General features: G+C 42.0%; 12 protein-coding genes and 4 tRNA genes. 13 read left to right on the top strand and 3 right to left on the bottom strand.

Annotation, left to right across the window (positions count from 1 at the left end; all coding sequences use genetic code 11):
- Positions 1 to 155 precede the first annotated feature (155 nt).
- The 3 genes from frr to ID165_RS18970 all read right to left on the bottom strand — a co-directional run bounded on the left by frr (position 156) and on the right by ID165_RS18970 (position 2,215).
- Entirely contained in the window at positions 156 to 716 is a 561-nt protein-coding gene (gene frr / locus ID165_RS18980) for a ribosome recycling factor (protein ID WP_192346974.1), read from the bottom strand.
- 12 nt (positions 717 to 728) lie between these two features.
- Positions 729 to 1,439, bottom strand: coding sequence for a UMP kinase (gene pyrH, locus ID165_RS18975; RefSeq protein ID WP_192346972.1), 711 nt, complete (start codon positions 1,437 to 1,439; stop codon positions 729 to 731).
- Positions 1,440 to 1,720: 281 nt separating this feature from the next.
- Positions 1,721 to 2,215 (bottom strand): acetyl-CoA carboxylase biotin carboxyl carrier protein subunit, encoded by a 495-nt coding sequence (locus ID165_RS18970; protein ID WP_192346970.1) that lies wholly within the window; start codon positions 2,213 to 2,215, stop codon positions 1,721 to 1,723.
- A 66-nt stretch (positions 2,216 to 2,281) separates the two neighbouring features.
- Here ID165_RS18970 and ID165_RS18965 point away from each other — a divergent pair, with 66 nt between their 5' ends.
- The 13 genes from ID165_RS18965 to rpoB all read left to right on the top strand — a co-directional run bounded on the left by ID165_RS18965 (position 2,282) and on the right by rpoB (position 13,906).
- Complete coding sequence (locus ID165_RS18965; RefSeq protein ID WP_192346968.1) at positions 2,282 to 4,942, top strand: M1 family metallopeptidase; 2,661 nt, start codon at positions 2,282 to 2,284, stop codon at positions 4,940 to 4,942.
- 148 nt (positions 4,943 to 5,090) lie between these two features.
- Positions 5,091 to 5,173, top strand: a tRNA-Tyr gene (locus tag ID165_RS18960).
- Positions 5,174 to 5,334: 161 nt separating this feature from the next.
- Positions 5,335 to 5,407, top strand: a tRNA-Gly gene (locus tag ID165_RS18955).
- Positions 5,408 to 5,452: 45 nt separating this feature from the next.
- Positions 5,453 to 5,524 (top strand) — tRNA-Thr (locus ID165_RS18950).
- A gap of 65 nt (positions 5,525 to 5,589) precedes the next feature.
- Entirely contained in the window at positions 5,590 to 6,777 is a 1,188-nt protein-coding gene (tuf, locus tag ID165_RS18945; protein WP_192346966.1) for an elongation factor Tu, read from the top strand.
- A 118-nt stretch (positions 6,778 to 6,895) separates the two neighbouring features.
- Positions 6,896 to 6,969: transfer RNA gene (locus ID165_RS18940), tRNA-Trp, on the top strand.
- Between the two features lie 16 nt (positions 6,970 to 6,985).
- Positions 6,986 to 7,174, top strand: a complete 189-nt coding sequence (gene secE / locus ID165_RS18935) for a preprotein translocase subunit SecE (protein ID WP_026966270.1) — start codon at positions 6,986 to 6,988, stop codon at positions 7,172 to 7,174.
- Positions 7,175 to 7,192: 18 nt separating this feature from the next.
- On the top strand, positions 7,193 to 7,750 hold the full coding sequence (gene nusG, locus ID165_RS18930; RefSeq protein WP_057939469.1) for a transcription termination/antitermination protein NusG: 558 nt from the start codon (positions 7,193 to 7,195) through the stop codon (positions 7,748 to 7,750).
- Between the two features lie 3 nt (positions 7,751 to 7,753).
- Positions 7,754 to 8,197, top strand: a complete 444-nt coding sequence (rplK, locus tag ID165_RS18925; protein ID WP_192346964.1) for a 50S ribosomal protein L11 — start codon at positions 7,754 to 7,756, stop codon at positions 8,195 to 8,197.
- A gap of 10 nt (positions 8,198 to 8,207) precedes the next feature.
- Positions 8,208 to 8,906 (top strand): 50S ribosomal protein L1, encoded by a 699-nt coding sequence (rplA, locus tag ID165_RS18920; RefSeq protein ID WP_057939467.1) that lies wholly within the window; start codon positions 8,208 to 8,210, stop codon positions 8,904 to 8,906.
- A gap of 2 nt (positions 8,907 to 8,908) precedes the next feature.
- Positions 8,909 to 9,451 (top strand): 50S ribosomal protein L10, encoded by a 543-nt coding sequence (gene rplJ, locus ID165_RS18915; RefSeq protein WP_192346962.1) that lies wholly within the window; start codon positions 8,909 to 8,911, stop codon positions 9,449 to 9,451.
- Positions 9,452 to 9,493: 42 nt separating this feature from the next.
- A complete protein-coding gene (gene rplL, locus ID165_RS18910; protein ID WP_092894643.1) occupies positions 9,494 to 9,874 on the top strand; it encodes a 50S ribosomal protein L7/L12 in 381 nt (126 codons plus the stop codon).
- 156 nt (positions 9,875 to 10,030) lie between these two features.
- Positions 10,031 to 13,906 carry a DNA-directed RNA polymerase subunit beta gene (gene rpoB / locus ID165_RS18905; protein WP_192346960.1) on the top strand — a complete coding sequence of 1,292 codons (3,876 nt, stop codon included), beginning with the start codon at positions 10,031 to 10,033 and terminating at the stop codon, positions 13,904 to 13,906.
- Positions 13,907 to 13,930: the final 24 nt, after the last annotated feature.

Here is a 13,930-nt window from a genome sequence, read left to right as displayed (position 1 = left end):
CTAAGGGAACACACAGAGGGATGATTATCAGCCATGCGAGATTCCATGTTACCGCTAAAAAACAATTATAATCACATGAAAGTGCAGATTAATTCACCTTCCTGAGAAACTGGATAACATGAAAAAACCCGGCTTGAAACCGGGTTTTTAATTTGTCAGACTTTCATGATGTCTACTTCTTTTTTTGCCAGAAGCTCGTCGATTTTGGTTGAGAACTGATCGGTCAGTTTTTGAACCACGTCTTCAGCTCTTTTTATTTCATCTTCTGCCGCACCATCTTTTTGGAGTTTTTTGAGCTCATCATTGATGTCTTTACGCACTGTTCTTAGGGATATTTTCCCTCCTTCACATTCATGCTTAGCTTGCTTTACCAAAGAAATACGTCGCTCTTCAGTAAGGGCAGGAATGGTAAGGATAATGACTTCTCCGTTGTTTTGAGGAGCAAGTCCAAGGTCGGAATTGATTATGGCCTTCTCGATCTCAGAGATCATTGTACGCTCAAATGGCTTGATGGATAGCGTGCGGGCATCCGGAGTATTTACCGAAGATACTTGGTTTAGCGGTGTGTTGGCTCCGTAATACTGCACCATGATGCCATCCAGAAGATTTGGCATAGCCTTACCTGCGCGGATTTTCAAAAGTTCGGTAGCAGTGTGATCCACCGCCTTTTGCATCAATTCTTTTGCCTCGTCTAAGTATAATTCGATTTCTTCCATAATTTTTTGAACTTAAAGAGAAGTAATCAAAGTACCGATTTCTTCGCCTTGTACCAAGTTTCGAAGGTTTCCTGCCACGTTCATGTCAAATACGATGATTGGCAGGTTGTTTTCTTGGCAAAGGGTGAAAGCTGTCATATCCATGACGTTTAGGTTCTTTTCATACACCTCTTGAAATGAAATGGTTTTATATTTTGTTGCTGTTGAATCTTTTTCCGGATCTGCCGTATAGACACCGTCTACTCTTGTTCCTTTCAATACGATATCTGCTTCCACCTCTATGGCTCTCAAACTTGCAGTAGAATCAGTCGTGAAGTAGGGGTTCCCGATACCAGCTCCGAAAATCACGATACGTCCTTTTTCCAAGTGGCGGATTGCTCTTCTGCGGATAAATGGTTCACAGACACTTTCGATTTTGATACCGGACATCAATCGGGTGTACATTCCACCTTGTTCAAGTGCACTTTGCAGAGCCATTGCATTGATCAGGGTAGCCAGCATCCCCATGTAATCTCCCTGCACTCTGTCTATTCCTGATTGTTCTGCCTGGACTCCTCTGAAAATATTGCCTCCACCGATTACGATTGCAATTTCCACACCCATGTCCTGTACTTTTTTGATTTCCTGAGTGTATTGCTGAAGCCTTACCGGGTCAATGCCATAACTCTTATCACCCATTAGAGCTTCTCCACTTAGTTTGAGCAGTATTCTCTTGTATTTCATGTGTTTATATTGATTTTTAGTGGGCACATGGAATCTTGCATGGCTTGTAATCATGCCAGTTTGTGATCCTGTATGTACGGGATCATGCTCGACTTCATGTGTTTGGTCTAGTTTTTCAGAGGTTGATTATCGCTTGAACACGATTATTAAGAGCATTGCTTTTTCGATTGATGCCCAAATAGCAAATCAAAACTGAATGAAAAAGAATCGGACAAAACCCGATTAGCACAAAATAATCTAACAAATATAATTTCTTCAATTCATTATGCTAGGGTTAAAAGTTAAAATTGGATCAAGACTTGATTTTTTTCCACACTTTGATTGAGGGAAACTTTCACTGCTTTGACAATACCATCTCCTGGGGATTTGAGGATGTTCTCCATTTTCATGGCTTCCAGAATTAATACTACTTCTCCTTTTTTGACCTCGTCTCCGGCTTTTACCTTCAGGTCTAATATAAGCCCGGGCATAGGAGCTTTTATCTCTTTTAAAGTATGGGAAGCCATGTTGTTCATACCCATTTGTTCCAGCAGGATATCAAATCTATCCTTGAGCTGCAAATTCGAAATTTTGTTGTCAAACTTGAGCTGGACTGTTTTAGTTTGCCTGTCCATGGATATCAATTCTGCCTCTATAGACCTGTTGTCATAAATGATGTGAATTTTCCGGTCAGAAATCCACTCAAGGTTCCAGTTGATCGTTTTACCGTTTACTTGAATATTGTCTTCTGCTATTTCTACCGAATAGCTCTTGTTTTGGGTACTAACTGTAAACATTCCTGTTAATTTGAAGTCCAATATACAATTTCCAGCAAAACTAACCTTTTTTCATTCGTTTTAAATATGAATCAATTGTCTGCGCAAAAGCCACTTATCTTAAGGTTTTCTTACATAAGTCCACTTGCTTTTCTTTTCCTTTTTGTCGTCTCGTGTAAGTCGGCGAAAGTGGATTACCATGTCCCACCCGAAACTGTATTATCTGAAGAAACTGCACTCTCTGAAAATCCGGTAGCGGTAGTACAAGTAGATACTACCGCTATAGAAGATATAGAAGCGCTGATTTCCCGGAAAGAGACAGCCGCTGAAGCGTATAAACCTTCGGCGAAGATAGATTTTGACATTTTACATACTGATTTGGACTTGTCTTTTGACTATCAGCGACAAGCTGTGGCAGGAAAGGCCGAGTTAACTGTCAAACCATTTTTTTACCCTGTTAGAGAGTTGGTTCTTGACGCTCAAGATTTCGAGTTGGACGAAATATTTTTCATCCAGCGCGGGAATAAGGAGACTGTAAGATATGATTACAATGGGGAGAAAATCCGCATTTATCTGCCGGGAGAGTTAGCTAAAACGGACACTTTCCGGATAGTGATGGACTATATTGCTTTCCCGGAGCGAAATTCAGGAGCTGGAAGTGAGGCTATAACTGATACCAAAGGATTGTATTTCATTGATCCACTGGATACCGTACCTGACAAACCGAGGATGATCTGGACTCAGGGGGAGACTGCCCATAATTCCAAGTGGTTCCCAACGATTGATTCTCCAAATAATAAATTCACGCAGCTCATCAAACTGACCGTGTCCGACACGCTCGTCACTGTAGGAAATGGGGAACTAGTCAAGCAGGAGGAGCTAGGAGACGGTATGAGGAAGGATTACTGGGAAATGAAGCTCCCTCATTCGGCTTATTTAGCAGCATTTGCGATCGGGGATTTCGGGAAAGTTGAGGCTGAATGGGAAGGGGTGCCTTTGGGGTATTATGTGGAAAAAGGTTATGAAAAGGGAGCGGGCAAAGTTTTTAAGAATACGCCTGAGATGATAGGTTTTTTCTCTGATTTGCTTGGAGTAAGGTACCCTTGGCCTAAATATGATCAGATCGTGGTGCGGGATTTTGTGTCAGGGGCCATGGAAAACACCACTGCTTCAATTTTTATGGAGGAATTGCGTCTAACAGAGCGTGAAGCAATTGATTCCGAATGGGATTACATCATTGCCCATGAACTGTTTCATCAGTGGTTTGGCGACTATGTGACGACCGAGTCTTGGGCAAACCTTACCCTGAATGAAGGGTTTGCCAATTACAGTGAGTTTCTGTGGAATGAGTACAAATACGGGAGGGATGAGGCGAAATTGAAGTTAATTGCAGAGATGGAGAATTACTTCTTGGAAGCAGAAACAAAGCAAGTTGACTTGATCCGTTTTGATTTTGAAGAGGCAGAAGATATGTTTGATTCACATAGTTATTCCAAGGGGGGAGCGATTCTTCATATGCTGCGGGAGTACTTGGGATCAGAGGCGTTTTTTGCCGGTTTGCGCCATTATCTGATGGCACACGCATTAGATAATGTTGAAGTAAATGATCTGCGGATAGCATTCGAGAAGGTATGTGGAGAAGATTTGAATTGGTTTTTCAACCAATGGTTTCTGGATAAGGGTCATCCGGAACTTCGGTTTGAGGTAGATTATTCAGATTCAAAAAACATACAAATATCCGTTACCCAGTTACAGAATTTGTCCACTACTCCGCTTTATCGGCTTCCTCTTGATGTGAGCTGGTATGAGGGAGATGAGCGTAAAAGTAAGCAGTTTATGATCACCAAGGCTTTTCAAAAGATTGATTTGGGAAATGAGAATCCTGTGGAGCTGATATTATTGGATGAGAAGAAAGATATGCTTGCGAAAAAGTCTGTGGATATGAATGCTGATCAAATGCGTCAACAATTCAAGCTATCCCAATTCGGTGTAGCGAGATATGAGGCGTTGGATAGTTTGGCAGCATGGGAGGCAGTGACTGAACTGGAATCTATCGTCCCCGAGGCATTGGATGATGAGTTTTGGTCGGTGAGGGAGTCTGCTTTGTCCATTTTGCAAGGATATACTGATTGGCTGGAAGACAGTCCAGAGTTAGCGCGGAAGATTGCACACATGGCTGAGAATGACGAAAGAAACTCTGTAAGGGCCGGAGCACTTGATGTACTTTCTGCTTTTGCGCCTGATGAGTATTATGCTACTTTTTCGAAGTTGGCATCAGATTCTTCCTATTTGGTGGCAGGATCAGCATTGATGGGGTTGGTAAGTGTGGATTCGCATAGGATTGATCCTGCTGTGATAGAAGGTTTTGCGAGTGAAGGAAACTTCAGGATGGTGATTCCTGTAGCGGATTATTACATCACAAATTCTATTGGAGGCAAAGGGGATTGGTTTATGAATCACGCCAATACCATTTCGGGTGAGGGCTTGTATTATTATTTGGGGTATTTCAGTGAATATTTCAGCCGTTTTCCTGAAGAAGGAAAAGAGAAGGCAATTGCCTATTTATTGGAAAAGATGAGAGAAGATGCCAGAAGTTATATCCGTTTGGGAGCTTTTCAGGCGCTGTTAGGCTTTACAGAAGATGAGAAGATTTTGAAGAAAATAGCGGAGGTTGCGGATCATGAGAGGGACGGAGAATTGACTATGTACTACCAATATTTTCTAGAGGCGCTGAAAGATGAAAATTAATGTATTGATTTATAAATGTTTGAAAATAAAAACAGCAAAATCTTATCAAATTTGAAATCCACGTTTTGAATCTTTAATAAAAGACTATAATTTTGCCATCCGTTACGATAGAAAAGCCCGAGAAAAGGCAAGGAATCTAACGCTAGTTGGGGGAATACCAAAGCGGCCAACTGGGACGGACTGTAAATCCGTTGACTTATGTCTTCACAGGTTCGAATCCTGTTTCCCCCACACCATTGCCATAATGCAAAATTTTTTTTCTAGTTTTGCTGGGCGAAAAAAGATCCGGATAAGACCGGGTTGAAATGGAAGTAGCTCTCCAGGGTATTGCCGATAGGTTAAATACTTAGAGGTAGAGCGGCCAGAGATGATTTCATCTCGAAAGATTACAAGCGGGAGTAGCTCAGTTGGTAGAGCGGCAGCCTTCCAAGCTGCAGGTCGCGGGTTCGAGCCTCGTCTCCCGCTCTTTGTTTCCCCTAAGGATTACCTTAGGGGGGCATAAGAGTCTAAGCCGACGTAGCTCAGGGGTAGAGTACTTCCTTGGTAAGGAAGGGGTCAGGGGTTCAAATCCCCTCGTTGGCTCATTTCGGCTTAATAAGGAAAAAAAAATTAATATATCTTTAAACTTAAACTGAGGATTTTCACGCATGGCAAAAGCACAATTCGACCGTTCCAAGCCGCACGTTAATATCGGTACGATTGGTCACGTAGATCATGGAAAGACCACTTTGACTGCTGCCATCACTACCGTACTGGCTAGTAAGGGTCTATCTGAATTAAGAGACTTTTCTTCTATCGATAACGCACCGGAAGAGAAAGAAAGAGGTATCACCATTAACACCTCTCACGTAGAATATCAAACTGAAAACAGACACTACGCTCACGTAGATTGCCCTGGTCACGCTGATTACGTTAAGAACATGGTAACGGGTGCTGCCCAAATGGACGGTGCTATTCTAGTGGTAGCAGCTACAGATGGACCTATGCCTCAAACTAGAGAGCATATCCTTTTGGCCCGTCAGGTAGGTGTACCTCAGCTAGTAGTATTTATGAACAAAGTGGATATGGTGGATGATCCTGAGCTTCTTGAGCTTGTGGAGATGGAAATCAGAGAGCTACTTTCTTTCTATGAATTTGACGGTGACAATATCCCGGTAATCGCTGGTTCTGCACTTGGTGCATTGAATGGTGAAGCAAAGTGGGTTGATACTGTAATGGAATTGATGAATGCTGTTGATTCTTACATTCCACTTCCTGAGAGAGCTATTGACAAAGACTTCTTGATGCCTGTAGAAGATGTGTTCTCGATCACTGGTCGTGGTACTGTAGCTACCGGTAGAATCGAAAGAGGTGTTGTAAACTCCGGAGAAGCAGTTGACATCATCGGTATGGGTGCTGAAGGCCTTAAATCTACTGTTACCGGTGTTGAGATGTTCCGTAAGATCCTTGACAGAGGTGAAGCTGGTGATAACGTGGGTCTATTGCTAAGAGGTATTGAAAAATCACAAATCAAGCGTGGTATGATTATCTGTAAGCCAGGATCTGTGAAGCCTCACTCTCACTTCAACGCTGAAGTTTACGTTCTTTCAAAAGAAGAAGGTGGACGTCACACACCATTCTTCAACAAATACCGTCCACAGTTCTACCTTAGAACTACAGACGTGACAGGTGAGATTAAACTTCCTGAGAACGTTGAGATGGTAATGCCTGGTGATAACGTGACTATCGAAGTTACATTGCTTAATGCAGTCGCTCTTGAGAAAGGTCTTCGTTTTGCTATCCGTGAAGGTGGTAGAACAGTAGGAGCCGGTCAGGTTACAGAAATTCTTGACTAATCATCAATCACTGATTGACTATTAATACAATGCGATCTCAAATTATTTTGGGATCGCATTTGTTTCTTTAGTAATCAATACCTAATTTTGCGTTCCCTTTAGCGGGACGTTCATTTACACGGGCATAGTTCAACGGCAGAATAGCGGTCTCCAAAACCGTTGATGGGAGTTCGAATCTCTCTGCCCGTGCCAGTAAGTTAAGTACACTATGAATCTAAAAAACTTTGTCCTGGAATCATATGATGAAATGAAGAATAAGGTCACTTGGCCAAAATTCTCTTTTCTTCAAAACAGTGCAGTATTGGTGTTGGTCGCTTCCTTGATCTTTGCCCTATTTATAGGGGTGGTGGATCTGGGATTTGAAAACATCATGACATGGTTTTATGATTTATTCTAATTGAATTGACATTACAGAATGGCTGAACATAAATGGTACGTACTCAGAGTAGTAGCGGGACAGGAGAAAAAAACTAAGACCTATTTGGATAATGAAATTACCAGACAGGATATTGGGGATTTTATTCCTGAAGTCTTAATACCCTCCGAGAAAGTATATGAGATGCGTAACGGTAAAAAGCGTGTCCGAGAGAGAAACTTCTTTCCCGGATATGTTTTAGTTAATGCAGATCTCTCCAATGGTGAGGCCAATCACGTAATTACAAGTATTCCGGGAGTAATCGGTTTCTTAGGATCTAACTCAGGCGGGGCTTCCAAAACCCCTGAGCCACTTCGTCAGTCAGAAATCAACCGTATCTTAGGTAAGGTGGAAGAGATTGACGAGTTCGCAGAGAAACTGGATACACCATTTATAGTCGGAGAGACTGTCAAAGTAATGGACGGTCCTTTCAGTGGATTTACCGGAACTATAGAGGAGATATTTGAGGAGAAGAAAAAACTTAATGTTATGGTTAAGATTTTCGGCCGAAATACTCCTGTTGAATTAAACTTTATACAAGTAGAAAAACAAGACTAAGCAATGGCTAAGGAAATCACTGGTTATTTAAAACTACAAGTGAAAGGTGGCCAGGCAAACCCGTCGCCTCCAGTAGGTCCGGCTCTTGGTTCCAAGGGTCTGAACATTATGGAGTTCTGTAAGCAGTACAATGCACGTACCCAGGATAAAATGGGCCAAGTGCTTCCTGTATTGATTACGATCTATTCAGATAAGTCTTTTGACTTCGTAGTAAAAACACCTCCTGCGGCAAATTTGTTGCTAGAGGCTGCGAAAATTAAAAGCGGATCTGCCGAGCCAAACCGTAAGAAGGTAGGATCGGTGACCTGGGATCAGGTTAAGGAAATAGCGGAGGTTAAAATGCCTGACCTTAATGCTTTCAAAGTGGAGTCGGCTATGAAAATGGTGGCTGGCACAGCACGAAGCATGGGAATCACAGTATCTGGTAAAGCCCCTTGGGAAGTATAAATAAAAAACAATGGCTAAGTTAACAAAAAAGCAAAAAGAAGCTCTTTCTAAGTACGACCCAAGCCAAGTGTACTCCCTGGAGGCAGCTTCTACTATCGTGAAGGATATTACTATGACGAAGTTTGACGCTTCTGTAGATCTTGACATCCGTCTGGGTGTGGATCCACGTAAAGCTGATCAAATGGTAAGAGGCGTAGTTGCGCTTCCTCATGGTACAGGCAAAGACATCAAAGTATTGGTTCTTTGTACTCCTGACAAAGTAGCAGAAGCAACCGAAGCAGGTGCAGATTACGCAGGCTTGGACGACTATATAGCTAAAATCGAAGGCGGATGGACTGACATTGATGTCATCATCACTATGCCTAACGTAATGGCGAAAGTAGGTAGATTGGGTAGAGTATTAGGACCAAGAGGTCTTATGCCAAACCCTAAATCAGGAACTGTTACTCTGGATGTAGCTAAGGCGGTAAGAGAAGTAAAAGCGGGTAAAATCGATTTCAAAGTAGATAAATTTGGGATTATTCACGCGGGTATAGGTAAAGCATCCTTCACTGCTGCGCAGATCGAAGAAAATGTTAAAGAACTTATCCTTACTATTTCTAAGCTGAAGCCATCATCTTCTAAAGGAACGTATTTCAAGAGTATTCATTTATCCAGTACGATGTCTCCTGGGATTGCAGTGGACAAGGGTAGCATTCAAGGAATTTAATCATGACTAGAGACGAAAAAAAAGTAATAATCGACGGTCTTACTGAGAAATTTAAAGAAAACCCTTTCTTCTATATCACTGATGCTTCAGGATTTTCTGTAGCACAAGTGAATGCATTCAGAAGAGCTTGTTACGAAAAAGGAGTGGAGTACAAAGTGTACAAAAACACCTTGGTGACGAAAGCATTGGAAAATTTAGATGCCGACTTTACGGAGTTGTCAGATAAAGCATTGAAAGGATTCTCCGGAATTATATTCTCAAAAGAGACGAGTAATCTTCCAGCAAATGTATTGCTGGATTTCAGAAAAAAATTAGGTAAAAAAGCAACTAAGCCAGCATTCAAAGGCGCCTCTATCGATGCAGATATTTTCATCGGTGAAGAGAACCTAGAGATGTTATCTAAGTTGAAGTCAAGGGAAGAATTGTTGGGCGATCTAATCAGCTTGCTACAGTCTCCTGCGATGAATCTTATCTCAGCATTGCAAAGTGGCCAGAACAATATTACTGGTGTGCTTAAGACGCTTGCTGATAGAGAAGAAAAATAAGTTAAAAAAAATCATTCAAATAAATATTAAATTTCAAATACAATGGCAGATCTTACGCAACTTGCAGATCAGTTGGTAAACTTGACTGTAAAAGAGGTTAAAGAATTGACAGATATACTTAAGGATCAGTATGGCATCGAGCCAGCTGCTGCAGGTGCAGTAGTTGTAGCTGGTGGCGCTGGTGCCGGTGAAGCTGCAGCTGAAGAGGAGAAAACGACTTTTGACGTGATCTTGAAAGCTGCCGGTGGATCAAAGCTGGCAGTTGTTAAGCTTGTAAAAGAATTGACAGGTCTTGGTCTTAAAGAGGCTAAAGAACTAGTTGACTCTGCTCCTAAAGCATTGAAAGAAGGCGTAGCTAAAGACGAAGCTGAAGGCTTGAAGAAGTCTTTGGAAGAAGCCGGTGCTGAAGTAGAGATCAAATAATTTGCTGAACCGCAACTATTAGGTTGGGGTTCAGACCTAAGACCTGACTATTTTAGTCAGGTCTTTTCCTGTTTATGCACAGGTTCAAAATTGCATTATTCTAATCGGAAATAGAACAATTTCGATAATAACATTTCACCATAAACATACACTACCTTGGCTATCAAGAATCAAACCGAAAGGAAAAGTTTCTCCTCCATTAAGGTGGTCAAAAGCTATCCGGATTTCCTCGATATTCAGTTGCAGTCTTTTAAAGACTTTTTCCAATTGGATACGCCAGCAGAAAAACGCCGGGCAGACGGTTTATTTAAAGTATTCGCAGAAAACTTCCCAATCAGTGATTCAAGAGAGAATTTCACGCTTGAATTTATTGATTATGCAGTAGACCCACCGAAATATTCTGTGAGCGAGTGCATTGACCGCGGCTTGACCTACTCTGTACCGTTGAAAGCAAAGTTAAGATTACTTTGCCATGATGAGGATAATGAAGATTTCGAAACGATTGAGCAAGAAGTATTCTTAGGTAATCTTCCGTATATGACCGAGAAGGGGTCATTTGTAATTAATGGTGCAGAACGAGTTATCGTTTCACAACTTCACCGTTCTCCGGGTGTGTTCTTTGCCCAAAGCAAACACACAAATGGCACGAAACTTTACTCTGCCAGGATTATACCTTTCAAAGGGTCATGGATTGAATTTGCTACTGACATCAACAATGTCATGTATGCGTACATCGATCGAAAGAAGAAGTTCCCTGTAACAACCTTGCTAAGATCCATTGGCTATGGCTCTGACAAAGATATTCTTGATTTGTTTGGTCTATCTGAGGAAGTCAATGCTACAAAGACAGCAATGAAGAAAGTGGCTGGGCGTAAGCTTGCTGCAAGGGTTCTAAGAACTTGGGTAGAGGATTTCGTGGATGAAGACACCGGTGAAGTGGTTTCCATCGATCGAAATGAGGTATTGCTTGAGCGTGATACCGTACTTACAGACGAAGACATTGAAATGATTTTGGACTCAGGCTCTAAAAGCATCATTCTCCATAGAGAAGATGTGAACGTGGCTGATTACTCTATCATCTATAATACATTACAGAAAGATAGCTCCAACTCTGAGAAAGAGGCTGTGGAAGTTATCTACCGTCAGTTGAGAAATACGGAAGCACCGGATGAGTCTACGGCCCGTGAGGTGATTCACAGTTTATTCTTCTCTGACAAGCGTTATGATCTAGGTGAAGTTGGGCGATATAGAATCAACAAAAAATTGGGTCTTGACATCGATTCTGAAAAAATCGTCCTTACCAAGGAAGATATTATCAACATCGTAAAATACCTGATCGGACTTATTAATTCCAAGGCTGTGGTCGATGATATTGATCACTTGAGCAATAGAAGAGTAAGAACAGTAGGTGAGCAGCTATATAGCCAGTTCGGTGTAGGTTTGGCTAGAATGGCCAGGACGATCCGTGAGCGAATGAATGTTCGTGACAATGAAGACTTTAAACCGGTCGATTTGATCAATGCACGTACGCTTTCATCCGTGATCAATTCCTTCTTTGGTACAAACCAGCTTTCTCAGTTTATGGATCAAACCAATCCATTGGCGGAGTTGACTCACAAGAGGAGGCTTTCTGCTTTGGGTCCTGGTGGTCTTTCTAGAGAAAGAGCGGGGTTTGAGGTTAGGGATGTTCACTATACGCACTACGGTCGTCTTTGTACTATCGAAACTCCTGAAGGTCCAAACATTGGTTTGATTTCTTCCCTTTGTGTTCATGCCAAAGTGAACTCAATGGGCTTCCTTGAGACTCCTTACCGTAAGGTGAAAGAGGGTAAAGTAAGTATGAAGGCTGAGGACATTTTGTTCCTTACTGCTGAAGAGGAAGATAATCACAACATTGCACAGGCAAATGCCCCATTGGACGAGTCCGGCAAGTTTATCAATGAAAAAGTGAAAGCAAGATTTGAAGGTGACTTCCCTGTGTTGGAGCCCTCTGAAATCACTTATATGGACGTTGCTCCTAATCAAATTGTATCAGTTGCCGCATCTTTGATTCCATTCTTGGAACATGATGATGCCAACCGTGCTTTGATGGGATCCAACATGCAGCGTCAAGCTGTGCCTTTGTTGAAAGCTGAAGCCCCTATTGTGGGCACTGGCTTGGAAGCAAAAGCAGCTGTGGATTCAAGATCGCTTATCATTGCTGAAGCAAATGGTGTAGTAGATTATGTAGATGCTAAGAGAATCACTATCAAGTACGATCTGACTGATGATGAGCTATTGGTAAACTTCACAGATGAATATAAAACTTACGATCTGATCAAATTCAGAAGAACTAACCAGGATACTACAATCAACCTTACTCCTTTGGTCCTGAAGGGACAGAAGGTGAAAAAAGGTCAGGTGCTGGTAGAAGGTTATTCTACTAATAACGGTGAACTAGCTCTGGGTAAAAACCTGAAAGTGGCGTACATGCCTTGGCAAGGATATAACTTTGAGGATGCTATCGTAATCTCTGAGCGTGTGGTAAGAGAAGATATTTTTACTTCCATCCACGTAGAAGAGTTCCAATTGGAAGTTCGTGATACGAAGAGAGGTGAGGAAGAGTTGACTTCTGAAATCCCTAACGTCTCTGAAGAAGCAGTTAAAAATCTTGATGAGCATGGTATCATCGCGATTGGAGCTGAAGTAAAAGAAGGTGATATCATCATCGGTAAGATCACGCCTAAAGGTGAAACTGATCCTACTCCTGAAGAGAAATTGCTTAGAGCAATCTTTGGTGATAAAGCCGGTGATGTGAAAGATGCGTCTTTGAAAGCTTCTCCTTCATTGAATGGTGTGGTGATCGAGACAAAGCTATTTGCGAGACCTAAGAAGGACAAAGATGTAAGAGCTAAGTCTAAAGCAGAGGTTGAAAAACTTAAGGGAAGATATTCTAAGGATCTTTTGGGCATCAGAGCCCGAATGATCAATAAGATGGTGACTATCCTTGATGGGAAAACCTCCCAGGGTGTGAAGCATAAATTTGGTGACGAGATCATCACCAAAGGCCAGAAATTCAATGCAAAAAACATTGAAAACAATCTTTTCCCTGCTAAGAACCCTTACAGAGATGAGAGCAATTACAATGTGCCTGAAGAAGCTAACCTAATTTCCGATATAGTCCTTGATGACTGGACAAATGACCCTCATACCAATGAGTTGATTTCTCAGTTGGTGAAAAACTTCATCAATTCTAGAAATGAGATTGCGGGTACCTTCAAGAGAGAAAGATTTACACTTGAAGTAGGAGACGAACTTCCTGCAGGTATCGTTCAACTTGCCAAAGTTTACATCGCCAAGAAGCGTAAGCTGAAAGTGGGTGATAAGATGGCAGGTCGTCACGGTAACAAAGGTATCGTAGCAAGAATAGTAAGAGACGAAGACATGCCATTCCTCGAGGATGGAACTCCAATGGATATTGTATTGAATCCACTAGGTGTACCTTCCCGTATGAACATCGGGCAGATTTTCGAAACTGTGCTAGCATGGGCTGGTCAGGTACTTGATAAAAAATATGCTACACCAATCTTTGATGGTGCTTCTATGGAAGAAGTAGCTCACGAATTGGAATTGGCAGGGTTACCGGCTTACGGGCGTACTTATCTATACGATGGTCTTTCGGGTGTGAAATTCGATCAGCCAATCACAGTAGGTATCGCATACATGCTGAAACTTGGTCACTTAGTAGATGATAAGATGCACGCACGTTCCATCGGACCATACTCCTTGATTACACAGCAGCCATTGGGCGGTAAAGCTCAGTTTGGTGGCCAGCGTTTCGGAGAGATGGAAGTTTGGGCACTGGAAGCATTTGGTGCATCACACGTACTTCAGGAAATTCTGACAGTGAAGTCTGATGACGTAATCGGTAGAGCAAAAGCTTACGAAGCGATTGTGAAGGGTGAGAACCTTCCAAAACCTAATATTCCTGAATCATTCAATGTATTGGTTCATGAGTTAAGAGGTTTGGCTCTTGAAATTACCCTAGATTAATAAAGCGAATGGGCTCGTAAGAGC

Origin of the sequence: Algoriphagus sp. Y33 (genome assembly GCF_014838715.1) — a bacterium.
Taxonomy (GTDB): domain Bacteria; phylum Bacteroidota; class Bacteroidia; order Cytophagales; family Cyclobacteriaceae; genus Algoriphagus.
The sequence above is the reverse complement of the archived record's forward strand: the minus strand, read 5'-3'. Positions and strand labels throughout refer to the sequence as shown.

Excerpts from the sequence above, each read along its gene's own strand:
- frr (WP_192346974.1), bottom strand. The coding sequence starts at position 716 with ATGGAAGAAATCGAATTATACTTAGACGAGGCAAAAGAATTGATGCAA.
- pyrH (WP_192346972.1), bottom strand. The coding sequence starts at position 1,439 with ATGAAATACAAGAGAATACTGCTCAAACTAAGTGGAGAAGCTCTAATG.
- ID165_RS18970 (WP_192346970.1), bottom strand. The coding sequence starts at position 2,215 with ATGTTTACAGTTAGTACCCAAAACAAGAGCTATTCGGTAGAAATAGCA.
- ID165_RS18965 (WP_192346968.1), top strand. The coding sequence starts at position 2,282 with ATGAATCAATTGTCTGCGCAAAAGCCACTTATCTTAAGGTTTTCTTAC.
- tuf (WP_192346966.1), top strand. The coding sequence starts at position 5,590 with ATGGCAAAAGCACAATTCGACCGTTCCAAGCCGCACGTTAATATCGGT.
- secE (WP_026966270.1), top strand. The coding sequence starts at position 6,986 with ATGAATCTAAAAAACTTTGTCCTGGAATCATATGATGAAATGAAGAAT.
- nusG (WP_057939469.1), top strand. The coding sequence starts at position 7,193 with ATGGCTGAACATAAATGGTACGTACTCAGAGTAGTAGCGGGACAGGAG.
- rplK (WP_192346964.1), top strand. The coding sequence starts at position 7,754 with ATGGCTAAGGAAATCACTGGTTATTTAAAACTACAAGTGAAAGGTGGC.
- rplA (WP_057939467.1), top strand. The coding sequence starts at position 8,208 with ATGGCTAAGTTAACAAAAAAGCAAAAAGAAGCTCTTTCTAAGTACGAC.
- rplJ (WP_192346962.1), top strand. The coding sequence starts at position 8,909 with ATGACTAGAGACGAAAAAAAAGTAATAATCGACGGTCTTACTGAGAAA.
- rplL (WP_092894643.1), top strand. The coding sequence starts at position 9,494 with ATGGCAGATCTTACGCAACTTGCAGATCAGTTGGTAAACTTGACTGTA.